This is a genomic window from Streptomyces pyxinicus (assembly GCF_024753135.1).
Lineage (GTDB): Bacteria > Actinomycetota > Actinomycetes > Streptomycetales > Streptomycetaceae > Streptomyces > Streptomyces pyxinicus.
Genome location: NZ_JANUGP010000003.1, coordinates 296,598 through 318,317 on the forward strand (window position 1 = coordinate 296,598; position 21,720 = coordinate 318,317).

The 21,720-nt window shown below is 71.5% G+C and carries 19 protein-coding genes and 1 pseudogene; 9 read left to right on the plus strand and 11 right to left on the minus strand.

Annotated elements, in window-relative coordinates:
• Window positions 1-62: 62 nt before the first annotated feature.
• Window positions 63-350 (minus strand): hypothetical protein, encoded by a 288-nt coding sequence (locus NX794_RS06530; RefSeq protein WP_428985860.1) that lies wholly within the window; start codon window positions 348-350, stop codon window positions 63-65.
• A 105-nt stretch (window positions 351-455) separates the two neighbouring features.
• On the opposite strand from NX794_RS06530, the gene NX794_RS06535 reads away from it, so the two are divergent.
• Entirely contained in the window at window positions 456-1,361 is a 906-nt protein-coding gene (locus NX794_RS06535; protein WP_258777242.1) for an oxygenase MpaB family protein, read from the plus strand.
• 165 nt (window positions 1,362-1,526) lie between these two features.
• On the opposite strand, the gene NX794_RS06540 is transcribed toward NX794_RS06535, so the two are convergent.
• Complete coding sequence (locus NX794_RS06540; protein WP_258777243.1) at window positions 1,527-2,126, minus strand: class I SAM-dependent methyltransferase; 600 nt, start codon at window positions 2,124-2,126, stop codon at window positions 1,527-1,529.
• A gap of 152 nt (window positions 2,127-2,278) precedes the next feature.
• Between NX794_RS06540 and NX794_RS06545 the strand changes: the two genes are divergently transcribed.
• The gene (locus tag NX794_RS06545) at window positions 2,279-2,689 is read left to right on the plus strand and encodes a DUF742 domain-containing protein (protein ID WP_258777244.1); all 411 of its coding nucleotides are present in this window, start codon (window positions 2,279-2,281) and stop codon (window positions 2,687-2,689) included.
• 190 nt (window positions 2,690-2,879) lie between these two features.
• Entirely contained in the window at window positions 2,880-3,482 is a 603-nt protein-coding gene (locus tag NX794_RS06550) for a GTP-binding protein (protein ID WP_258777245.1), read from the plus strand.
• A gap of 7 nt (window positions 3,483-3,489) precedes the next feature.
• Here the strand turns inward: NX794_RS06550 and NX794_RS06555 are convergent, their stop codons facing one another.
• Window positions 3,490-3,918: a PPOX class F420-dependent oxidoreductase gene (locus NX794_RS06555; protein ID WP_258777246.1), complete on the minus strand. Its 429-nt coding sequence runs from the start codon at window positions 3,916-3,918 to the stop codon at window positions 3,490-3,492.
• Window positions 3,919-4,011: 93 nt separating this feature from the next.
• Here NX794_RS06555 and NX794_RS06560 point away from each other — a divergent pair, with 93 nt between their 5' ends.
• Window positions 4,012-4,425 (plus strand): roadblock/LC7 domain-containing protein, encoded by a 414-nt coding sequence (locus NX794_RS06560; RefSeq protein WP_258777247.1) that lies wholly within the window; start codon window positions 4,012-4,014, stop codon window positions 4,423-4,425.
• 125 nt (window positions 4,426-4,550) lie between these two features.
• A complete protein-coding gene (locus tag NX794_RS06565) occupies window positions 4,551-5,540 on the plus strand; it encodes a DUF6397 family protein (RefSeq protein WP_258777248.1) in 990 nt (329 codons plus the stop codon).
• 65 nt (window positions 5,541-5,605) lie between these two features.
• Here NX794_RS06565 and NX794_RS06570 read toward each other — a convergent pair whose 3' ends face one another.
• The gene (locus NX794_RS06570; RefSeq protein WP_258777249.1) at window positions 5,606-6,472 is read right to left on the minus strand and encodes an acyl-CoA thioesterase; all 867 of its coding nucleotides are present in this window, start codon (window positions 6,470-6,472) and stop codon (window positions 5,606-5,608) included.
• 19 nt (window positions 6,473-6,491) lie between these two features.
• Window positions 6,492-9,005 carry a DEAD/DEAH box helicase gene (locus NX794_RS06575; protein WP_258777250.1) on the minus strand — a complete coding sequence of 838 codons (2,514 nt, stop codon included), beginning with the start codon at window positions 9,003-9,005 and terminating at the stop codon, window positions 6,492-6,494.
• Between the two features lie 145 nt (window positions 9,006-9,150).
• Between NX794_RS06575 and NX794_RS06580 the strand changes: the two genes are divergently transcribed.
• On the plus strand, window positions 9,151-9,945 hold the full coding sequence (locus tag NX794_RS06580; RefSeq protein ID WP_258777251.1) for a metal-dependent hydrolase: 795 nt from the start codon (window positions 9,151-9,153) through the stop codon (window positions 9,943-9,945).
• 30 nt (window positions 9,946-9,975) lie between these two features.
• On the opposite strand, the gene NX794_RS06585 is transcribed toward NX794_RS06580, so the two are convergent.
• The 3 genes and pseudogenes from NX794_RS06585 to NX794_RS06595 form a co-directional block, all read right to left on the minus strand.
• Entirely contained in the window at window positions 9,976-10,239 is a 264-nt protein-coding gene (locus NX794_RS06585) for a type B 50S ribosomal protein L31 (RefSeq protein WP_258777252.1), read from the minus strand.
• 42 nt (window positions 10,240-10,281) lie between these two features.
• Window positions 10,282-10,749: a DUF5709 domain-containing protein gene (locus NX794_RS06590; protein WP_258777253.1), complete on the minus strand. Its 468-nt coding sequence runs from the start codon at window positions 10,747-10,749 to the stop codon at window positions 10,282-10,284.
• Window positions 10,750-11,145: 396 nt separating this feature from the next.
• Window positions 11,146-12,748: pseudogene (locus tag NX794_RS06595) on the minus strand (ABC transporter ATP-binding protein); the annotation flags it as partial.
• A gap of 135 nt (window positions 12,749-12,883) precedes the next feature.
• Between NX794_RS06595 and NX794_RS06600 the strand changes: the two are divergent.
• Window positions 12,884-13,633: a hypothetical protein gene (locus NX794_RS06600; protein ID WP_258777254.1), complete on the plus strand. Its 750-nt coding sequence runs from the start codon at window positions 12,884-12,886 to the stop codon at window positions 13,631-13,633.
• On the opposite strand, the gene NX794_RS06605 is transcribed toward NX794_RS06600, so the two are convergent.
• Window positions 13,630-15,702, minus strand: a complete 2,073-nt coding sequence (locus tag NX794_RS06605; RefSeq protein WP_428985857.1) for an N-acetylmuramoyl-L-alanine amidase — start codon at window positions 15,700-15,702, stop codon at window positions 13,630-13,632. The genes NX794_RS06600 and NX794_RS06605 overlap by 4 nt on opposite strands.
• A 156-nt stretch (window positions 15,703-15,858) precedes the next feature.
• Window positions 15,859-17,187, minus strand: a complete 1,329-nt coding sequence (locus NX794_RS06610) for a M1 family metallopeptidase (RefSeq protein ID WP_428985861.1) — start codon at window positions 17,185-17,187, stop codon at window positions 15,859-15,861.
• A 413-nt stretch (window positions 17,188-17,600) separates the two neighbouring features.
• Between NX794_RS06610 and NX794_RS06615 the strand changes: the two genes are divergently transcribed.
• Window positions 17,601-19,211: a peptide-N4-asparagine amidase gene (locus NX794_RS06615; protein ID WP_309505966.1), complete on the plus strand. Its 1,611-nt coding sequence runs from the start codon at window positions 17,601-17,603 to the stop codon at window positions 19,209-19,211.
• Window positions 19,212-19,299: 88 nt separating this feature from the next.
• Here the strand turns inward: NX794_RS06615 and NX794_RS06620 are convergent, their stop codons facing one another.
• Entirely contained in the window at window positions 19,300-19,749 is a 450-nt protein-coding gene (locus NX794_RS06620) for a MarR family winged helix-turn-helix transcriptional regulator (protein ID WP_258777257.1), read from the minus strand.
• Between the two features lie 114 nt (window positions 19,750-19,863).
• Between NX794_RS06620 and NX794_RS06625 the strand changes: the two genes are divergently transcribed.
• A complete protein-coding gene (locus tag NX794_RS06625) occupies window positions 19,864-21,666 on the plus strand; it encodes an ABC transporter ATP-binding protein (protein ID WP_258777258.1) in 1,803 nt (600 codons plus the stop codon).
• Window positions 21,667-21,720 lie beyond the last annotated feature (54 nt).

Below are 21,720 nucleotides of genomic sequence, written 5' to 3' on the forward strand. Positions count from 1 at the left end.
GCGGAGCTGCAGTTTTCCACCTGGAGAGGGGCGAAACGACCATGGCGGGCAGATGCCGTCCGTCAGGCGGCGGGCAGCCCGAGGAGGGCGCGGGCCACGGCGTCGGGCGACTCGTCGCGCTCCCGCGCCAGGACGGCGACCCCCCGGCACGCCGGCTCGCTCACACCGAAGGACAGTGCCTCCGGCGACACCCGGCCCGCCGCCTCGTCGATCCGAGGCTGGTCGTCCGCCGTGCGGGCCGCGACATAGACGGCCGCCGCTTCGAACAGGTTGTGTGCACGCCGCTGTCCGGCGGGATCCGGCCGCACGCGTGCGGGGCTGCGAAACCTGGCGGCGTACTTACGGATCATCCCGAACACGCGTGCCACCTTTCCCTGGACCGGGTCGTCACCGATCGCTCATCTGCTGTCCCTCACCGTAGGGTTGACGTTCCGACGGCAGAAGGGGGCGACGCGGTGAAGCGTTTCGAGCGGCTCGGGCACATCCGCCGGCTTGACCCGGTGGCGGACGCGCACGAGATCTACCGTCTCAGTACGGCGTTCGAATTTCCCTGGGACTACACGCGCGCCCTGGAACTGGCCCTGTACCGCACCTACGCGGTGCCGAGCATCGGACGTCTCCTCGCACGGACGGCGGAACTCACCGAGCGCACGCAGAAGCGGTACGACGACACCTCCCTGCTCCTCGACACCGTCGTGGAACACGGTTTCGCCTCGGACGAAGGGCGTACCGCGATCCGTCGCATCAACCAGATGCACCGCAGCTACGACATCGGCGACGACGACATGCGCTATGTCCTCAGCACGTTCGTCGTGGTACCCAGGCGCTGGATCGACGCCTACGGCTGGCGGCGCCTGTCCCGGCATGAGGTCGTCGCCTCCGCCGAGTACTACCGCACCCTCGGCCGGCACCTGGGCATCCCGGACATCCCCGAGACCTACGAGGAGTTCGAGGCACTCCTGGATTCCTACGAGGAGGCCCACTTCGGCTGGGACGAGAAGGCCCGGCAGGTCTCCGACGCGACCCTCACCCTGATGGCGTCCTGGTATCCGCGCCCCCTGGCACCGCTGCTGCGCACCGCGACCCTCGCCCTGCTCGACGAGCCCCTGCTGCGTGCCTTCCGCTACCGCCCACCCGGCGCGAACACCACGGCGCTCGTCCGCCGCGCGGTCCGCACCCGAGGCCGGCTCGTACGCCTGCTGCCACCCCGGAGCACCCCGCACTTCGCCCGCCAGAACCGGGAGATCAAGGGCTACCCGAACGGCTATCGGGTGACTGACCTGGGTACTCACCCGGTTCCGGGACTGGGCGGCTGCCCCGTCCGACGGCGGGACGCCTCAGCGGCCGACCCGGTCGAGTGATGCCGGCGGGTCGTCGCCAGGCCAGTTCGGGCGCGGACGCGGTCGCCGTCGTCCTCGACGCGGAGGATATGCGCGCGTGCTGGAAGCCGTCGGCCCGCTGTGGGCTCCCCCATCCTCGACGCCTGTGTGGCAGCCGTCGTCGGAGCCGGCTGACGCACGTCGGCCTCAGTCCGCGCGCACCGCGAGAGCCAGGAAGCGGTTGGCCTCGTCGGTGTAGGACGTCATATGCCATCCGGAACGAGTCAGGAGGGGGCCCAGATTCGCCTCGGCTCGCAGATCGTCCGGGGTGATCTGCCGGCCCTGGCGCGCCGCGAGGGCGGCTCGGCCGATGGGATGGAAGAGTGCGAGTGTGCCGCCCGCCCGTACCGTGCGCGCCAGTTCCCGCAGATTCTCCGCCGGGTGCGGCAGGTGGGCGATCAGGCCGGCGGCGAACACGGCGTCCAGGGCCCCCGACCGCAGCGGCAGCGCGGACACGTCAGCCAGTATCAGGCGTCCCTCCCGGCCCCGGCCCGCCCGCACGGCCGCCTTCAGCATTGCCGGCGTCAGGTCGGCGCCGAGCACCACCCCCGAGGCGCCCACGGCCGCACGCAGTGACGGAAGGGCGCGCCCCGTGCCGCAGCCCGCGTCCAGTACCCGGTCACCGGTCCGCAGCCCGAGGTCGGCGACGGCGGCGGCGAAAGCGGGAGCGTCGTCGGGGAACCTGCTGTCCCAGTCGGCGGCGCGGGCGCCGAAGAACTCCTGGACGTGTGTGTGGTCGAGGCTCATGTCCGAAATGATCCCGCACTGTCGCGCGGAACGTGCGGGTGCTCAAGCCCGGACATGAAACAGTCCCTGGGTTGTCTTTCTACGTCGGATCCCAGCACGTTCAGAAATGTGTGCTCCTGGCGCGCGCCTGCTCCGGCTAGCGTCCCGGACCGATGACCGAGAACAGGCGTGGCGGGCCAGGGGGCACGGGCAGCGAGTGGTACGACGGTGAGGCCGGCCCCCTGGTCCGCCCGTACGCCGCGACGGACGGCCGTCTCCGGCCGGTGACTGCCGGCGCGCGCATCGACCTGCTCGCGCTCGTGACCCTCGATCCCGCCGGGTCCCGGCCGGGTGACATCGCTCTCGGCCCCGAGCACCGCGGCCTGCTCAGGCTGTGCCGGACAAGGAACCAGTCGGTCGCGGAACTCGCGACGGAATCGGGCCTGCCCGTCGGCGTCGTCAGGGTGCTCCTCGGCGATCTCCTGCGACTCGGCTGCGTCACACTGAGTCCTCCCGCGCTCCCGGTACGGCTGACCGACGACCGCGTCGTGCGTGAGGTCATCGCGGGACTGCGGGCGCTGTAGGCGACCGATCGCAAGCCGCCCTGCGGCGTCCGGGACCGTGCGGGTTACGCCCCCGACCGGACGGAACTCGGTCACATGTGGTGCGTTCCGGTCCAATCACCCGAAAGGGTGGCCGGATTGTCATGATGCTGACTTCGCCTCCGGAGTACGCGGACGTCCGTCCCAGCCGGCCCTTCCGAGAGAAGTGATCATGACCTCCGAGCACGCCGACGCCGTCCGCGACACCGACGCCCTGACGCTGAAGATACTGGTCGCGGGCGGATTCGGAGTCGGCAAGACGACGCTGGTGAGCGCCGTCAGCGAGATCCGGCCGCTGCGCACCGAGGAACGGCTCAGCGAGGCCGGCCGGCTGGTGGACGACACCGACGGGGTGGCCCGGAAGGTGACCACGACCGTGGCCATGGACTTCGGACGCATCACCATCCACTCGGGCCTCTCCCTCTACCTGTTCGGGACACCGGGGCAGGACCGCTTCTGGTTCCTGTGGAACGAATTGGCCGAGGGGGCACTCGGTGCTGTGGTACTCGCGGACACCAGGCGCCTGGAGGACTGCTTCCCCGCCGTCGACTTCTTCGAGTACCGGCGCATCCCGTTCGTGGTGGCCGTCAACTGCTTCGCGGGAACCCGCGCCTACGGCGCCCACGACGTCTCGCGGGCCCTCGACCTGGACCAGGGCACTCCCGTCGTCCTGTGCGACGCGCGGGACCGGGACTCCGGCAAGGAGGTCCTGGTCCGGCTCGTCGAGTACGCCGGGCGGATGCACACCGCCCGGCTCCTGGACTCGGTGGGCTGAATGGGGCTCAGGCCGCCAGGTTCTTCACGGCGGCGACCTTGTCGACGGTCATGCGGACCAGCAGCTCTCCCGGAACACCGTTGCGGGCGCCGTACTCCTCGGCCCGGTCGTCGCCCATGTACCGGGCGGCGATCCGGGTGGCCCATTGCCGTACGTCGTCCAGGTCGTCTGACAGGCGGGCACGGCCGGTCAGCACCACGAAGTGGAACGGGGGCCGGTCGTCGTCCACGCACAACGCGACGCGGCTGTCACGGGCCAGATTGCGCCCCTTCACGGTGTCCGCGCCCGTGTTGAACACCAGTTCGTCCCCGTCCATCAGGAACCAGATCGGCGCCACATGCGGGCTGCCATCGGCGCGAACGGTGGACAGCTTGCCGGTGCGGGTGCCCTCCGAGACGAACGCCCGCCACTCCTCGTCGGTCATCTTCTCTGCCATGCCCCCATCCTCCTTGCCCGCGCGCCGGTCGTGGGGAAGGCTGGCGGGGGGAGTTCCTCCTGTCAGGGGGAGACGTCACACGGGGAGAGGGACATGGCGCAGAACCAGGGACTCGGGTGGCTCCTGGACGATCTGACCGAGCGGGTGGACCATGTGCGGCACGCCCTGGTCCTGTCGAACGACGGACTGGTCACCGAGGCGAGCACGGGCCTGCGGCGCGAGGACGCCGAGCATCTCGCCGCCGTGGCATCCGGGCTGCACAGCCTGGCCAAGGGCTCGGGACGTCACTTCGGCGCGGGCCGGGTACGCCAGACCATGATCGAGTACGACGATGCCGTGCTGTTCGTGACCGCGGCCGGCTCCGGTAGCTGCCTGTGCGTGCTGAGCGGTGCCGAGGTCGACATCGGGCACATCGCCTACGAGATGACCCTGCTGGTCAACCGTGTCGGCGAACACCTCGGTGTAGACGCCCGGCAACCCGAGCGCGCTCCCACCACGGACCTCTGACCAGCGGTTTCCCGGACTCTTCGGAGTTATCCACAGGCCCGTCACGAGAAACGGCTTTTTGGTTACGGTGTGTGCACGGCCTGCGCGATGGGCGTCGGCCGCTCGACTCCCGGGGGAGCACCGTCATGTCGACCCAAGCCTTCGGCCCGTCCGGCCCCGCCACCTGCACCATGAGCCACGCCGCTCGCGAACTTGGCCTCAAACGCGCTGAATTGGATCTCGCCGTACAACTCGGCCGTATCCGTACCGTGCCCGACGAGGGCGGGGGAGGGGCCCGGCGAGTGGAGCACCCGGAGATCGACCGCCTCCGCGCCCAGGACGGCTTTCCCGGGACCCTGCTCGAACGGGTCCGAGCCGTCGGGACCGCGGAAGGCGCGGCCTTGATGGAGATCCCGGCCGGCCGGTTCACCCGCCTCGCGCGCCTGGGCCTGCTTCTGCCGGTGCGGTTCTATTCCAACCGGTACCGAGCCGTGGTCTGGCTCTACCTGGCGGAAGAACTGCGCCAGTTCAAGACGGCCCCCGAGAACACGCGTCTGCTCAAGGGGCGCACACCCGAAACCCTGCGCGCACAGCTGGAGGCGGGGGTGGACCTGCGAGCCCGCAACTGGCGAGGTCGGCACCTCGGATTCCTGCTGCGGCAGGCCGAGGAGCCCTGGGCCCGAGCCGGGGCCCTCGCCGCCTTCCTGCCGGCGATCGAGGTCGCCGAAGTCGTCAAAGATCCGTACGAACGCGCTCACATCAACGGACTGCGGCCGGCCCCGCCCGGCCAGGCGGCTCCGGGATCAGCCTCCGCGCACCTTGCCGAGCGGCTCATGACCGCACAGGACACGGACGAGATCGCCTGGCTGCGCGCCGAGTTGGACCAGGTGCTGGACGAGGCGCGTACCCTCGTGCCCGCCCCGCGTCCCGCCCCCCGCAAGGCGCCTGCGCTGCGGGCAGCGGCACGGCCGATCCCGCCCATGGCACCGACGGTCACACGGCCGGCCACCCCGGTGCACAGGCCGGCACTCCCCGCCCCGCAGAGGCGCGACGATCCGGGACCGCGTCAGTCCCGGCCCGCAAGGGGCCCGCGAGCGTGGCTGCGCCGGAGAAACCCGCGACCGGTACAGGCCTGACAGCCCGGCGGAACCCGCCTGCCCGCACCGCGCGCCCACACCCGAGCGCCGGCACGGGCAGCCCGCTACAGGGCCCGGAAGAGGCCCTCCTGGACGACCGAGACGAGTAGACGCCCCCGCAGGTCGTAGATGCGCCCACGGGCCAGACCGCGCCCGCCGGTGGCGATCGGCGACTCCTGGTCGTACAGGAACCACTCGTCCGCGCGGAACGGCCGGTGGAACCACATGGCGTGATCCAGCGAGGCCATGTCGAAGTTGCGCGGCCCCCACAGCGGTTCGACCGGCAGACGGACCGCGTCCAGCAGGGTCATGTCGCTGGCGTAGGTCAGCGCGCAGGTGTGGACCAGCGGGTCGTCACCGAGCGGTCCGACCGCCCGCATCCACACCGCGCTGCGCGGCTCGGCTCCGTCGATCTCGTCCGGGTGCCAGCGCAGCCGGTCCACATAGCGGATGTCGAAGGGCTGGCGGCGCGCCATGCGCTCCCACTGCTCCGGCAGCGTGCCCAGATGCTTGCGGATCTCCTCGGTCACCGTCGGCAGCGACTCCGGGTCCGGCACCTCGCGGGCCGGCGGCAGCTGGTGCTCGAACGGTCCTTCCTCAGCCTGATGAAAGGAGGCGGTCAAATTGAAGATCGTGCGGCCCTGCTGCACGGCCGTGACCCTGCGGGTCGTGAACGACCTGCCGTCGCGGACCCGCTCCACCTGGTACACGATCGGCACACCCGGGCGGCCCGGGCGCAGGAAGTACGCGTGCAGCGAGTGCACGGGCCGGTCGCCCTCCGTGGTGCGGCCGGCGGCCACCAGCGCCTGGCCCGCCACCTGGCCGCCGAAGACCCGTTGCAGGGACTCCTGCGGGCTTCGGCCACGGAAGATGTCGACCTCGATCCGCTCCAAGTCGAGCAGATCGACCAGGCGCTCGGCCGGATTCGTCATCGGCGCGACCCTCCTTGGCTCACAGCTGGCCGACATCGGTGACACGGACGACCGCACGGCCCTCGGCGTCCGAGGCCGTGAGGTCGACCTCCGCGCTGATGCCCCAGTCGTGGTCGCCGCTCGGGTCGTCGAAGATCTGGCGGACGCGCCAGAGACTGTTCTCCGGCTCCTCCTTGATGACCAGCAGCTTGGGGCCGCGGGCGTCCGGGCCGGTGCCCAGGTCCTCGTACTCGTCCCAGTACTTGTCCATCGCCTCGCCCCACGCATCGGCGTCCCAGCCCGACTCGGCGTCCAGCTCGCCGAGTGCGTCCACCTGGTCCAGCGCCGCCAGCTCGACCCGGCGGAACATCGCGTTGCGGACCAGGACCCGGAAGGCGCGGGCGTTGGTGGTGACCGGCTTCACCTCGTCGGCCTTCTCCTGGGCCTCCTCGGCGGTCATCTCCTCCGGATTGGCCAACTGCTCCCACTCGTCGAGCAGGCTGGAGTCGACCTGGCGGACCATCTCGCCGAGCCACTCGATCAGGTCCTGCAGATCCTCGGACTTCAGATCGTCCGGGATGGTGTGGTCGAGGGTCTTGTACGCGCTGGCGAGGTAGCGCAGCACGATGCCCTCGGTGCGGGCCAGCTCGTAGAAGGACACCAGCTCCGTGAAGGACATGGCCCGTTCGTACATGTCCCGGACGACCGACTTCGGCGACAGCGGGTGGTCGCCGACCCACGGATGGCTCTTGCGGTAGGTGTTGTAGGCGTGAAAGAGCAGCTCTTCCAGCGGCTTCGGGTAGGTGACGTCCTGGAGGCGCTCCATGCGCTCCTCGTACTCGACACCGTCCGCCTTCATCGCCGCGACGGCCTCGCCGCGCGCCTTGTTCTGCTGGGCGACCAGGATCTGCCGCGGGTCGTCCAGGGTGGACTCGACGACCGACACCATGTCCAGGGCGTACGACGGCGATTCCGGGTCGAGGAGTTCGAACGCCGCGAGCGCGAAGGTGGACAGCGGCTGGTTGAGCGCGAAGTCCTGCTGGAGGTCGACCGTGAGGCGGACGATGCGGCCCTCGGCGTCCGGCTGGTCGAGCTTCTCCACGATCCCGCCGTCGAGCAGCGAGCGGTAGATCGCGATGGCCCGCCGGATGTGCCGCAACTGCTGCCGGCGCGGCTCGTGGTTGTCCTCCAGCAGGTGGCGCATCGCCTCGAAGGCGTTGCCCGGACGGGCGATCACCGACAGCAGCATCGTGTGCGTCACCCGGAAACGCGAGGTCAGCGGCTCCGGGTCCGACTCGATCAGCTTCTGGAAGGTGTTCTCCGTCCAGGCGACAAAGCCCTCCGGCGCCTTCTTGCGCACCACCTTGCGCCGCTTCTTCGGGTCGTCGCCCGCCTTCGCCAGGGCCTTCTCGTTCTCGATGACGTGCTCGGGCGCCTGCGCCACGACGAGTCCGGCCGTGTCGAACCCGGCCCGGCCGGCCCGGCCCGCGATCTGGTGGAACTCCCGGGCGCGCAGCGTGCGCACCCGGCTGCCGTCGTACTTGGTCAGGGCCGTGAACAGCACGGTGCGGATGGGCACGTTGACGCCGACGCCGAGGGTGTCCGTGCCGCAGATGACCTTCAGCAGACCGGCCTGGGCGAGCTTCTCCACCAGGCGCCGGTACTTGGGCAGCATGCCGGCGTGGTGGACGCCGATGCCGTGCCGGACGTACCGCGACAGGTTGCGGCCGAACTTCGTGGTGAAGCGGAAGTTGCCGATCAGCTCGGCGATCCGGTCCTTCTCCTCGCGCGAGCACATGTTGATGCTCATCAGCGCCTGCGCCCGCTCCACGGCCTGTGCCTGCGTGAAGTGCACGATGTAGACGGGGGCCTGCTTCGTCTCCAGCAGGTCGGTGAGCGTCTCGGTGAGCGGGGTGAGCTGGTACTCGTAGGAGAGCGGAACCGGGCGGGTCGCGGAGCGCACCACCGAGGTGGGGCGGCCGGTACGCCGTGTCAGGTCCTTCTCGAAGAACGACACGTCGCCCAACGTGGCCGACATCAGGATGAACTGCGCCTGAGGCAGCTCCAGCAGCGGGATCTGCCAGGCCCAGCCGCGGTCGCCTTCCGCGTAGAAATGGAACTCGTCCATGACGACCTGGCCGACGTCGGCGTTCCTGCCGTCACGCAGCGCGATCGACGCCAGCACCTCGGCGGTGCAGCAGATCACCGGAGCGTCGGCGTTCACCGAGGCGTCGCCGGTGAGCATGCCGACGTTCTCGGTGCCGAAGAGCTTGCACAGCTCGAAGAACTTCTCCGACACCAGTGCCTTGATCGGCGCCGTGTAGAAGGTGACCTCGTCCCGGGCCAGTGCCGCGAAGTGCGCGCCCGCGGCGATCATGCTCTTGCCGGACCCGGTGGGCGTCGAGACGATCACGTTCGCCCCGGATACCGCCTCGATCAGCGCCTCCTCCTGGTGGGGATAGAGGGTGAGACCGCGCTCCTGCGCCCACGACTCGAAGGCTTCGTAGAGGGCGTCGGGATCGGCGGTCGGCGGCAACTGATCGATGAGGGTCACACCCCCATCTTGCCTGGCCTTCGGGCCGAGGGGGGAATCGGCTGCGGGCCCGAAGATCATGACCGCTACGCTGTGTGGCCGACGCGGCGTCAGCGCACCAGGCCAACTGGACAGCCGCACATGAGGAATGGGGCGGGCAGCGGCCATGATGGGACCAGCACACTCACTGTCGGGGGCCGCGGCCTGGCTCGGCGTAGGAGCGGCCGCCGCCGCGGCCGGGCACCCGATGCCCTGGCCCGTGCTGCTGGTCGGTGCCCTGATCTGCGCCGGTGCCGCCCTCGCCCCGGACCTCGACCACAAGGCCGCCACCATCTCCCGCGCCTTCGGGCCGGTCTCCCGCTGGATCTGCGAGATAGTCGACAAGCTGTCCTACGCCGTCTACAAGGCGACCAGGATGAAGGGGGACCCGCGCCGCTCCGGCGGCCACCGCACACTGACGCACACCTGGCTGTGGGCGGTCCTGATCGGCGCCGGCAGTTCCGCCGCGGCGATCTTCGGCGGCCGCTGGGCGGTGCTGGCGATCCTCTTCGTGCACATGGTGCTGGCCATCGAGGGGCTGCTGTGGCGGGCGGCGCGCGGTTCCAGCAGCGATGTGCTGGTCTGGCTGCTGGCAGCGACCAGTGCCTGGATCCTCGCGGGCATCCTGGACAAGCCGGGCAACGGCTCGGACTGGCTGTTCACGGACCCCGGACAGGAGTACCTGTGGCTGGGCCTGCCGATCGTGCTCGGCGCCCTGGTCCACGACCTCGGGGACGCGCTGACCGTCTCGGGCTGCCCCGTCCTGTGGCCGATCCCGATCGGCCGCAAGCGCTGGTACCCCCTGGGCCCGCCGAAGCCGATGCGGTTCCGGGCCGGCAGCTGGGTGGAGCTCAAGGTGCTGATGCCCGCGTTCATGCTGCTCGGGGGAGCGGGCTGCGCGGCGGCCCTCAACCTGATCTGAGCCACCGCCGCTTTGGCGGGGGCCAGGCCGTCAGCTCGTCACGCCGGCGTCCGGGCCGCCGTAGCGGCGCTCGAAGCGGGCGATGCGGCCCTCGGTGTCCACGGTGCGGGCCTTGCCCGTGTAGAAGGGGTGGCTCTCGGAGGAGATCTCCACGTCGACCACCGGGTAGCTCTGGCCGTCGTCCCACTCGATGGTCTGCTCGCTCCGCGCGGTGGACCGGGTCAGGAAGGCGTACCCCGCGGCGCGGTCACGGAAGACCACGGGGTGGTAGTCGGGGTGCTTGTCCTGCTGCATGGCGGCTCCAGGTGCGGGGCGGTCGGGCAGGGGGCGTGCGGGTCAGCCCGGAAGGGTGTCCTCGTCGACGACGTGCATCGCGGCCTCCTCGGCGGAGGCGGCGGCACCGTCGATGCCGATATCGGTGGCGACGAGCGCGGCCTCCTCGTCCTCGTGCGCGCCCTCGTCGGGGGCGACCAGACGGCCGGAGCGGAAGTTGCCGACCTCGTTGTCGAGGAGTTCCCCGTCGCTGCCGTCACAGTCACCGATGCCGTCGCCGTCCGGCGCGGCCGATTCCGGGAGTTCCTCCGCGAGGCGCTGATCGAGGGTCTCGCCCGCCTGACGTTCGGCGGCCGTCACCCCGAGGTGGTTCACCGCCCATGGCCGCTCGGGAGGGGACCAGCCTCGGTCGAGGGGTTCGGCGACGCCGTCGGAGTCCAGGGTGTCCTCGACGTCGAGCACCCCCGTGTCCTCCAGGATCTCCGAGGGATCGGGCTGGTAGACGTCGTCCCCCCAACCGTCGGTGTCCACGAGTACCTCCAGGTGGTGAGGGCGGCCGCGGGGTGCCCGGACGGGTCACGGGCCGTCGGCACGGGCGGCGCGGGCACACCACGCGAGCCGTTCGGTTCCCGGACGGATTCCGTACCGGTGCCGCTTCCCAGACTTCCACCCCGCCTCGGCACCGCGCAACGGCACGGGCACCGGCCGGGCACCGCGTCGGCGCATTGCGGACGGATGGGAACGAAGCGGGGCCTGGGCGGCACAGGGCTCCAGGCTCTCGGCGAGCCGCCCGGCGGAAACCGGCCGGGTGCCTGGGCGCGACCGGGTGGCACCGCCGGCCTGGGGGCCGTACCGGCGCCTGCCGAGCCGTCGCCCGGTCACACTCCCGCGCATGACCGCGCCACCCGGCCCGACGGCGCTTGGCCGTCAGCCGTGCCAGGACCGCCACAGCGCCGCGTAGGCCCCCTGAGCCGCCACCAGGTCGTCATGTCCGCCCAGCTCGCTGATGCGGCCGTTCTCGACGACGGCGATCACGTCGGCGTCGTGGGCGGTGTGCAGCCGGCGGGCGAGGGCCACCACGGTGCGCCCGTCCAGGACACGGGCGAGGGAGCGCTCAAGGTGCTGCGCCGTCCGTGGGTCGAGCAGCGAGGTCGCCCCGTCCAGGACCAGCGTGTGCGGGGCCGCCAGGATCAGTCGGGCCAGCGCGATCTGCTGGACCTGGGCCGGAGTCAGCGCGAGCCCGCCCGAGCCGACCTCGGCGTCCGGGCCGCCGTTCAGCGCTCGCGCCCAGGCGTCGGCGTCGGCCGCGCCCAGCGCCGCCCATGGCTCGGCGTCCGTCGCGTCGGTGCGGGCGAGCAGCAGGTTGTCGCGCAGGGTCCCCACGAACACGTGATGTTCCTGGTTGACGAGGGCGACATGCGAGCGGATCCGCTCGGCGGGCATCCGGGACAGCTCCGCCCCGCCGAGGGTGATCCGCCCGGCGCGGGGAGCGTAGATCCCGGCGAGCAGCCTGCCGAGGGTGGACTTGCCGGCGCCCGACGGGCCGACCAGGGCCGGCGGGGTGCCCGGCGCGACGTCCAGGGAGATCCCGCGCAGCACGTCGACGCCCTCGTGGTAGCCGAAGTGCACCCGGTCGGCGCGCACGTCCCGTCCGTCCGGGTGCGGCGAGCCGTCGCCGGCGGCCGGCTCGACCTCCCGCACTCCGACCAGGCGGGTCGGCGAGACCTGCGCCACCTGTACCTCGTCGTACCAGCACAGGATCAGGTTCACGGGGTCGCCGAGCATCTGTGCGATGAGGGCGCCCGTGATGAGCCGGCCCACCCCGATCCAGCCGTGGAGCACGAACACGCCTCCGGCCATCAGGACCGAGCCGAGCACGATGAGGTGGACGGCGTTGATCGCGGGAAGGAGCACCGAGCGCAGCCAGAGCGTGTAGCGCTCCCAGGCCGCCCAGCGCTTGATCCGCAGTTCCGGCAGCGCGACGCGGCGGGCGCCGAGGCGGTGGGTCTCGACGGTGCGGCCCGCGTCCACCGTCTCGGCGAGGGCCGCGGCGGCGTAGCCGGCGGATTCGGAGCGGTAGGCCGAGGGCGCCCGCCGGAAGTACCACCGGCAGACCACGACCAGCACGGCCGCCGCGAGCGCCGGGGCCGTCACGACCAGCCCGCCGAGCAGCAGCAGGGCCCACACCACACCGATGGCCAGTTGCGGCACGGCCTCGCGCATGGCGTTGGCGAGGCGGTCGATGCCGGTGGTGATGCGGGACAGCAGATCGCCGGTGCCCGCCCGCTCCAGGACACCGGGCGGCAGCCCGACCGACCGGACGAGGAAGTCCTCGCGCAGGTCGGCGAGCATCCGCTCGCCCGGCATCGCGCCGCGCAGCCGCACCTGCTGGACGAACACGGCCTGCACGCCGAGCGCGAGCACGAACAGGCCCGCCGTCAGGCCGAGATGAAGCTCCCCGCGCGTCCGCCGACACCCGTTCCGCCAGGTCGCCGTGCAGGTACGGACCCACCATGGAGGCGACGACGGCTTCCGGCCGGGCGGGCCCGATCGGGTGACAAACCGCCAGGAACAGGGGAGGTCCGGGTAGATCGCATGATCGAGCGATGTGTGATGCCACCATGGACCGGTGTGCAACGACAGCGTGCGGCGCGCGGCGGTCGCCGTGGCAACTCTGGCAACCCTTCTGGCGGCCTTGACGGCCTGCGGTGGCGGCGGCTCCACCGGCTCGGCCGGCTCCACCGGAACCGACGACGCGCCGGGAGCGGACGGCCGGCGCCACACCGCGCACCCGGCTCCTGGACCGTCCACCGCGGATCCCACCCGGGTCCCGGGTGTCGGCGACCGCCTGCTCCGGCGGATCCCGGCGAGTTCTCGCCAGGTGGTGGCCGTGTACGGGGAGGGGAAGAACTCCTCCGACTCGACCGTGGTGCTGTACACCCGTACCGGCACCGACTGGCACCGTGTCGCCGGCTGGCCCGCCCACAACGGCCGGCACGGCTGGACCACCCACCACCACGTGGACGACGGACGCAGCCCGGTCGGGGTCTTCACCCTGTCCGACGCGGGCGGACGGCTGCGGGATCCGGGTGCCCGGCTGCCGTACCGCCAGGATCCGGCCTACGCGCCCCCGGCCGAATGGGACGCGGCGCACCAGCACGACTTCGACTACGTCATCGCCATCGACTACAACCGGATCCGCGGCACCTCGCCCCTGGACCCGACCCGTCCCCAGGGGGAGGCCAAGGGCGGCGGCATCTGGCTGCACCTGGACCACCACAGCGGCACCTCGGCGTGCGTCAGCGTCTCCGAGAAGGCCATGGAGTTCCTGCTGCGTACGCTCGACCCGTCCCGCCATCCCGTGATCGTGATGGGGGACCGCGCCGCACTGTCCGCCGGTCGCCCGACCGTCTAATGCCCGGCCGGCCCGCTCTTGCGCCCGGCCGACGGCCCGGCAGCGGCCGACGGCCCGGCACCGGCCGAGGACCCGGCAGTGGACGACGACCCCGCCGTGGCAGGGGCGGCCAGTACGTCGACGTCGCTCGCCCGGACGTAGGCGAGCCGGTGGCCGAACTGGATCTCGTAGTAACCCTCGTGGCCCTTGATGACCGGCTCGGGGGTGTCGGCGAAGGACGACCGGTCGACGTAGGAGCTGCCGATGCGGTCCTGGGTCACGTACCGCTGGCCGGCCTTGAAGCGGTACGGCAGCGGCGACTCGGCCGGCTCCTCGACGTCCTCGGGGTAGGCGTCCGACTCCGGCAGGGCACGGCCGTAGACAGGGATGTCGTCCAGGCCCTCCTTCGGCGTCACCATCCGGCCGGCCGCTCCGACCGCCGTCGGCTGCTTCGTCGGGTTCCGGAACCACGCCTTGTGGCCCTGGAACCAGATCGCCGTCCAGTCGCCGCTGCGCTCGGTGACGGCGAAGGTCTGCCCCGCCGAGGCACGCGAGCCGAGGTCGTTGACGTCCTCCGTGGACGGGTCGCCGTCCGGTTTGCGGCCGGGGTCCTGGATCAGCGGGGCGTCGTCGGAGGGCTCCGTGTGCAGCCGGACGGCGCTGGAGCCGTGCGGCGGGCACGGCACGCCGGGGCCGCCGCACCCCGTGAACGACGGCTTGTGCCTGGCGTAGTCCGGGAGGATCATCACCATGCCGCTGTCCGGTCCGGCCGTGGCCTTCAGCGGGGCGCCCAGCAGGTCGAAGTAGTGCCGCCAGTCCCAGAAGGGGCCGGGGTCGTCGTGCATGTCCGGGATGGACTCGGCGGTCGGCGAGGGCACGTTGTCGTGGCCGAAGATGTGCTGCCGGTCGAGCGGGACGCCGTACTTCTTCGCCAGGAAGCGCACCAGCCGGGCCGAGGACTGGTACATCCGCTCCGTGTACCAGGTGCCGGGCTGGGTCAGGAACCCCTCGTGCTCGATGCCGATCGAGTGCGAGTTCACGAACTGGCTGCCGGAGTGCCAGGCCTCGTCCTTGGTCCTGACGTGCTGGGTGATGTGGCCGTCGCTGGAGCGGATCGAGTAGTGCCAGGAGGCCTCGGTCGGATCCTGGACGGTCTGGAGCATGCTGCGCAGGCTGGCCTCGGTGTCGTGGATGACGATGTACTCGATCTTCTGGTCCCGGGGCCGGTCGGCGACGTCGTGGTTGCCGTAGGCGCCGTCGTCGTCGATCTGCTCGTACGGCGCGCTGAGCCAGTCGCAGGACACCCCTGCCGGGCACTCCACCTCCTTGGCCCGTTTCGGGGTCTGGGTCTGGGCGGCGCGGGGGCGGACGCCGGGGCTGGCGGCGAGGGTGACGACCTGCCCTTCGGCGGTGGTGCGGCGCGCGCCCTTGCGGATCACGTCGAAGACGTCGTTGGCGTACTCGGCCGCCGAGGTCAGGTCGCGGGTGCCCGGGTAGCGCTCGACCGTCTCCCACCAGTCGGCCGGGTTGTCGCTGAGGGGCTTGCCGAGTTTGTGCTGGGTGGCCGCGAGGAGGGCCGCGCCGCCCCGGATGTTGGCGACGGCGTCCGTGCGCAGCCGCTCCGCCGGGGCGTCGATCAGGCGCGCCGCCTGCTCCAGGTCCGCCGGCCGCACCGTGTGGTCGTTCTTCGGAGAACCGGATGCCGCGGGGCTCGCCGCCGACTTGCCCACGGGCGGCCGGACGGCGGTGTCGTCCTGCGCCTGGCCGCCGGCCGCCGCAGCCGGGGACGTGGGCAGGGCCGTGTCGAGCAGGTGCATCGGGCCGTAGCCGCCGGCGACGCTGGGGGAGCCGGGGTGCGCGTCCCAGCGCGACTGCACATAGGACACGCTCATGACCACACTGCGCGGCACGTGGTACTCGCGGGCGGCGTCCTCGAAGGCGTCCTGGAGACGGCGGTCCGAGGAGCCCTCCTCGCCGGACAGCGGGATGAGCAGCAGCGGTGCCAGCACTGCCGCCGACGCGATCACGCAGGCCGTTCGGCGGTACCCGCGGAGGGCGTTGGGAACGCGTGGGGCGGCCGGTCTTCTCATTGCACGGTCTCCAGACATGCTCGACACACCAGGACGAAGGAGTTGTCCTGTTCGCCACCCCTGGTACGTTTCCGTGCCTTCGGCGCCACGTCGCGCCAACCGTCACCGGGGTGGCCGAGCGGCCGGGCACAGGCCACTCGGTCGGCGGCGTGCGGATCAGTCCTCGACCGGGTCCGTCCGCCAGTCGGGATGACCCGGCATCGGCGGGGTGTGCGGGCCGTACAGCCAGGCCGTCAGAAAGGGCGTCAGGTCCTCGCCGGCCACCCTGGACGCGAGGGTGACGAAGTCCCGGGTTCCGGCCGCCCGGCCCCGGAACGTCGTCACCCAGGAGCGCTCGATCCGCTCGAAGATGCCGGCGCCGACCTTCTCCCGCAGGGCGTAGAGCACCAGGGCGGAGCCGTCGTAGCGCATCAGCTTGAACAGCGTGGGCCCGGTGGGCTCGGCGGGCGCTCCGTCGTCGTGCCGCCACTGGTCGTGCTGTTCGTAGGCGGCTCGCATCGTGTCCTCCAGGCTCGCGCCGCCGTGCTCCTCGGAGTACAGGCGTTCGTAGAACCGGGCGTGACCCTCGCTCAGCCAGAGGTCGGACCAGCGCCGCAGCGCGACGCTGTCGCCCGTCCAGTGGTGGGTCAGTTCGTGGACGAGGTCGCGTTCGGCGTCGACCCGGTCGCCGAGCAGGTCGTCCTTCGGTACGACGGAGAGCGACTGCGTCTCCAGCGCCACGGACTGGTCGGTGTCCCCGACGAGCACGCCGTAGCGGCTGAACGGGTACGGGCCGAGCCGCTGCTCCAGCCAGGCGAGGTGATCAGGGGTCAGTGAGCGGTACGGCTCCGTGTCGCCGGTCAGGTGCTCGGGGACCACGTCCCGGACGGGCAGTCCGTGCGGGCCGGTGGTGTCCACGAAGGTGAACTTCCCGATCGCCAGTTGGACCAGTTGGGCCGCGATCGGCTGCTCGGAGTCGTACGTCCACCGGGTGCGGCCGTCCGCCTGCCGGGTCCGCTCGACGAGCCGGCCGTTGGCCACGGCGCTGAGGCCGGTGGGGGTGGTGATGTGGAAGGTGACCGGGGCGCGCAGGCTGGGGTGGTCGTTCGCCGGGAAGACCAGTTTCGCACCGTCGGGCTGCGCGTAGACCAGGGTGCCGTCCGCGGTGGGTACCCAGCCGTAGTCCTGGATCGCGTCGTCGCGGTGGCGTTGCAGGGTCGGGTCGGCGGTGTAGCGGACGCGGACGGTGAAGGTGGCACCGCGTTGGATGGGCCGGGCGGGGGTGACGACGAGTTCGTCGCCGTCGCGCACGGCGGTGGCGGGGGCGCCGTCGACCGTGACCTCGCGCAGGGTGTTGCCCGCGAAGTCCAGGTCGAAGCGGGACAGGGCCTGGGTGGCGGTGGCGCTGATGGCGGCGCCGGCGGGAAAGGGCGTCCGGGGCGCCCGCCAGTCGAAGTCGAGCGTGTAGCGGCGGACGGTGTAGCCGCCGTTGCCGGCCAGCGGCATCAGCGGGTCGCCGATGCCCCGGGCGCCGGAGGAGGGGGCGGGGCCGGACGGGGCGGTCCGGTCCGGCGAGGCGGCCGGGCCCGGTGCGGGTGAGCCGTGGATGCCGTGGGGGAGCAGGCCGGTGAGGGCGACGGCACCGGCGAGGACACCGGCACCGGCGAGCGTCAGGACCGCGCGACGGATGTGCGGGGAAGACCGGGAACGCTCCCGTCGGGCCTGCCGATGGGTGGATTCCGGCCCCGTGGGGGACCCCTTCACGATCTCCATGACGGCACTATGTCAGTAAGATCCGCTTATATCACCGAACGCCTCTCTGTCATGCCGCAGGTGCCGTGCGGGGAGCGGGGGCGAGGCCTCCGTATGTCCGGAGATCTCATTGCGGCCGGAGGCGAACACGCCGTAGAACAGCGGCCATGAGCAGACGGATAGTCATGTCCATGCTCGCCGGAGCGACCCTTCTGGTGAGCACGTTCTTCGGTGCCGGAGCCGCCACCGCCCGCCCGGCGGACGTCCCCGCCGAGTTCGGCACCGACTGGCACGACCCGGTGACCGCGGCACCGCCGCCCGACCGGCCGCACACCAGGTCCTGCCAGGTCACCCTGGCGGACACCCAGTTCCGCGACTACACCCCCTACCGGGGCGCGTATACCCCGCCCGAGGGCTGCGGCGACCGCTGGAGCAAGGTCGTCCTGCGCCTCGACGGCAAGGTGAAGGGGCGTCAGTACGACCGGCTCGGCTATCTGCACGTCGGCGGTGTCGAGATCCTGCGCACCTCCACCCCCGAGCCCTCGCCCGACGGCATCGCGTGGCACGTCGAGAAGGACGTCACCCGCTACAGCGACACCTTCCGCGGGGCGCACGACGTCGAGATGCTCATCGGCAATGTCGTGGACGACACCTACACCGGCGTCATCGACGTCCACGTCACCCTCACCTTCTACGCCGGCCGCCCCGAGACCCCCGCACCGGACCGTGTCCTCACCCTCGCCGACACGCCCGACGGCACCACTCTGACCACGCCGCGCAACAGCGAGCGGATCGTCGCCGAGGTGTACGCGACCGGGTCGGGAGGCGGTTGCGAGGAGTTCTGGTACCTGACCGTGGCCGATCCCGCGTCGTACTCCTGCAAGGCCGATCACGGGCCCTACCGCGAGGTGCGGATCCGGGTCGACGGCCGGCTCGCGGGCATCGCCGCGCCGTTCCCGAACGTCTGGACCGGCGGCTGGTCCAACCCCTTCCTCTGGTACGTCCTCCCGGCCCCCCGCGCCTTCGACGTCCGGCCCGTCGAGTACGACCTGACACCGTTCGCCGGTCTGCTCAACGACGGGCGGCCGCACCGCGTCGAGGTCTCCGTCGCCGGCGTCCCGGAGGGCCAGTCGGGGTGGAGCACTCCGGTGAACGTCCTGGTCTGGCGCGACGCGCACCGGGCACACGTCACCGGCGCGCTGACCGTGGGCAAGGACACCGATCCCGTGAACACGTCGACGTACACGCCCGGTGCGGAGAACCGCGTGGACACGGATGCCGGGCACCGGCTGACCGTTTCCGGCTACCTCGACACCTCGCACGGCCGGGTGACCACCACCGTCAGCCGCGTCCTCGCCCACACCTCCGCGCACCGCTGGACCGAGGGCGAGACCACCGACGGACTCGACGCGGCCTGGACCGACGACGAGACCGTCACCGTCGCCGGGTACGGCCCCGCGCGGACGACTCACACCCGTCGGACGTACACGATGAACGGCGCCACGACGACCGGGCCGGACGACCGGCTGCGCACCGAACTGACCCTCGGCGACCGCGCCGACATCGTGGAGCGACGGGCCGGCCGGCGCACCGCCTGGTCCCGGCTCGACGACACCTACAGCGGCGACGCCGCCTACACCCTGAACGTCCCGCGGGAACAGCGGCACGCGGTGGGCACGTCGAGCGAGCGCTACCGGCTCCACGGCTCCGACGGCTGCTACGACCGCTCGCTGGCCACCGCGCAGGGCGTGCTGACCGAGGACCGCGACCGGTGCTGAACCGGAGGCCCTGACGGAGCGAGTCAGGCGGCAGCGGAGCGAGTCAGGCGGCAGCGGCCCCCTCTCCCGAGCGGGGGCCGTGCCGCTGTCAGCAGGGCTTGACGGCGTCTCCGTCGACCAGGGTGTCCAGCAGGACGCCGAGCACCTGGCGCTCCTTCTCGGTGAGCGGAGCGAGTATCTCCTCGGCGGCCGAGCGGCGGGCGCCGCGCAGCTTGTCCAGGGTCGCCCGGCCCTCGTCGGTCAGCTCGATCCGGGTCACGCGCCGGTTCGCCGGATCGGGTGCCCGGCGCACCTTGCCGCTCGCCTCCAGCCCGTCGACCAGCGTCGTCACCGCTCGGGGCACGACCTCCAGGCGCGCGGCGAGGTCGGCCATGCGGGGCGGCGAGGAGTAGTGCGCGAGCGTGCGCAGCAGCCGGGACTGGGCCGGTGTGACGCCCAGGTCACGCTCCTCCAGATGACGTTTCTGGATGCGGTGCACCCGGCGGGTCAGCCGCAGCAACTGCTCGGCGAGGAGTCCGTCGGGATCTGGGATGGTCATGCGGGAACAATATCAGGACGCCGTTCATTGTGAGTATAGGTAACAATGAGCTATGCTCCATTCAGTCCTCGCCGGCCGTCCTCGGCCGGCGCCCGTTCACCTCCGTAGGAGCCCATGAACCCCGAACGTGAAACCTCCTGGACCCCACCCGCCGACGCGGGCGAACAGCCCCGGCAGGTGCGCCGCATCCTCGGCCTCTTCCGCCCCTACCGCGGCCGGCTCGCGATCGTCGGCCTGCTGGTAGGCGCCTCCTCCCTGGTCTCGGTGGCCACGCCCTTCCTGCTCAGGGAGATCCTCGACGTCGCGCTCCCCCAGGGGCGCACCGGCCTGCTGAGCCTGCTCGCGCTCGGCATGATCTTCAGCGCCCTCCTGTCCAGCGTCTTCGGCGTACTGCAGACACTGATCTCGACGACGGTCGGCCAGCGCGTCATGCACGACCTGCGCACCGCCGTCTACGGCCGGCTCCAGCGCATGTCCCTCGCCTTCTTCACCCGCACCCGCACCGGTGAGGTGCAGTCCCGCATCGCCAACGACATCGGCGGTATGCAGGCCACCGTCACCTCCACCGCCACCTCCCTGGTCTCGAACGTCACCAGCGTGGTCGCCACGATCGTCGCCATGGTCGCCCTCGACTGGCGGCTCACCGTCGTCTCGTTGCTCCTGCTTCCGGTGTTCGTGTGGATCAGCAGAAGAGTCGGCGACGAACGCAAGAGGATCACCACCCAGCGGCAGAAGCAGATGGCCGCCATGGCCGCGACCGTCACCGAGTCGCTCTCCGTCAGCGGCATCCTGCTCGGCCGCACGATGGGCCGCTCCGGCTCGCTCACCGCGTCCTTCGCCGACGAGTCCGAGCGCCTGGTCGATCTGGAGGTCAGATCGAACATGGCCGGTCGCTGGCGCATGGCCGTGATCACCGTCGTCATGGCCGCGATGCCGGCCGTCATCTACTGGACCGCGGGCCTCGCCCTCCGGTTCGGCGGTCCCGAGGTCTCCCTCGGCACCATCGTCGCCTTCGTCTCCCTCCAGCAGGGCCTGTTCCGCCCCGCCGTGAGCCTGCTCGCCACCGGCGTCCAGATCCAGACCTCGCTCGCGCTCTTCCAGCGCATCTTCGAGTATCTGGACCTGCCCGTCGACATCACCGAGCGCGAACAGCCCGTCCACCTCGACCGGGTCAAAGGCGAGGTCCGTTTCGAGGAGGTGGAGTTCCGGTACGACGGCAAGGGCGGCCCGGTGCTCGACGGCATCGACGTCACCGTGCCCGCCGGCGGCAGCCTCGCCGTCGTCGGCCCGACCGGCGCGGGCAAGTCCACGCTGGGCTACCTGGTGCCGCGCCTCTACGACGTCACCGGCGGCCGCGTCACCCTGGACGGCATCGACGTCCGCGACCTGGACTTCGACACCCTCGCCCGCGCGGTCGGCGTCGTCTCGCAGGAGACGTACCTCTTCCACGCGACGGTCGCCGACAACCTCCGTTTCGCCAAGCCGGACGCCACCGACGAGGAACTGCACGCGGCGGCCCGGGCGGCGCAGATCCACGACCACATCGCCGCCCTGCCCGATGGATACGACACGGTCGTCGGCGAGCGCGGCCACCGCTTCTCCGGAGGCGAGAAGCAGCGCCTCGCGATAGCCCGCACCATCCTGCGCGATCCGCCGGTGCTCATCCTCGACGAGGCGACCAGCGCGCTCGACACCCGCACGGAAGCGGCCGTCCAGAAGGCCATCGACGCCCTGTCCGCCAACCGCACGACCGTCACCATCGCCCACCGCCTGTCCACGGTCCGCGACGCCGACCAGATCGTGGTCCTGGACGCGGGCCGGGTCGTGGAGCGCGGCAGCCACGACGAATTGCTGGAGCTGGACGGGCGTTACGCGGCCCTGGTGCGCCGGGACGCACAGCTGGAACCCGTCGCCTGACGCAGCGGTAGACAAACTGAATATTTGCCGGGTTTGTGGCGATATGCGTACTAC

Excerpts from the sequence above, each read along its gene's own strand:
- NX794_RS06530 (WP_428985860.1), bottom strand. The coding sequence starts at position 350 with ATGATCCGTAAGTACGCCGCCAGGTTTCGCAGCCCCGCACGCGTGCGG.
- NX794_RS06540 (WP_258777243.1), bottom strand. The coding sequence starts at position 2,126 with ATGAGCCTCGACCACACACACGTCCAGGAGTTCTTCGGCGCCCGCGCC.
- NX794_RS06545 (WP_258777244.1), top strand. The coding sequence starts at position 2,279 with ATGACCGAGAACAGGCGTGGCGGGCCAGGGGGCACGGGCAGCGAGTGG.
- NX794_RS06550 (WP_258777245.1), top strand. The coding sequence starts at position 2,880 with ATGACCTCCGAGCACGCCGACGCCGTCCGCGACACCGACGCCCTGACG.
- NX794_RS06555 (WP_258777246.1), bottom strand. The coding sequence starts at position 3,918 with ATGGCAGAGAAGATGACCGACGAGGAGTGGCGGGCGTTCGTCTCGGAG.
- NX794_RS06560 (WP_258777247.1), top strand. The coding sequence starts at position 4,012 with ATGGCGCAGAACCAGGGACTCGGGTGGCTCCTGGACGATCTGACCGAG.
- NX794_RS06565 (WP_258777248.1), top strand. The coding sequence starts at position 4,551 with ATGTCGACCCAAGCCTTCGGCCCGTCCGGCCCCGCCACCTGCACCATG.
- NX794_RS06570 (WP_258777249.1), bottom strand. The coding sequence starts at position 6,472 with ATGACGAATCCGGCCGAGCGCCTGGTCGATCTGCTCGACTTGGAGCGG.
- NX794_RS06580 (WP_258777251.1), top strand. The coding sequence starts at position 9,151 with ATGATGGGACCAGCACACTCACTGTCGGGGGCCGCGGCCTGGCTCGGC.
- NX794_RS06585 (WP_258777252.1), bottom strand. The coding sequence starts at position 10,239 with ATGCAGCAGGACAAGCACCCCGACTACCACCCCGTGGTCTTCCGTGAC.
- NX794_RS06605 (WP_428985857.1), bottom strand. The coding sequence starts at position 15,702 with ATGAGAAGACCGGCCGCCCCACGCGTTCCCAACGCCCTCCGCGGGTAC.
- NX794_RS06610 (WP_428985861.1), bottom strand. The coding sequence starts at position 17,187 with ATGCCGCTGGCCGGCAACGGCGGCTACACCGTCCGCCGCTACACGCTC.
- NX794_RS06615 (WP_309505966.1), top strand. The coding sequence starts at position 17,601 with ATGAGCAGACGGATAGTCATGTCCATGCTCGCCGGAGCGACCCTTCTG.
- NX794_RS06620 (WP_258777257.1), bottom strand. The coding sequence starts at position 19,749 with ATGACCATCCCAGATCCCGACGGACTCCTCGCCGAGCAGTTGCTGCGG.
- NX794_RS06625 (WP_258777258.1), top strand. The coding sequence starts at position 19,864 with ATGAACCCCGAACGTGAAACCTCCTGGACCCCACCCGCCGACGCGGGC.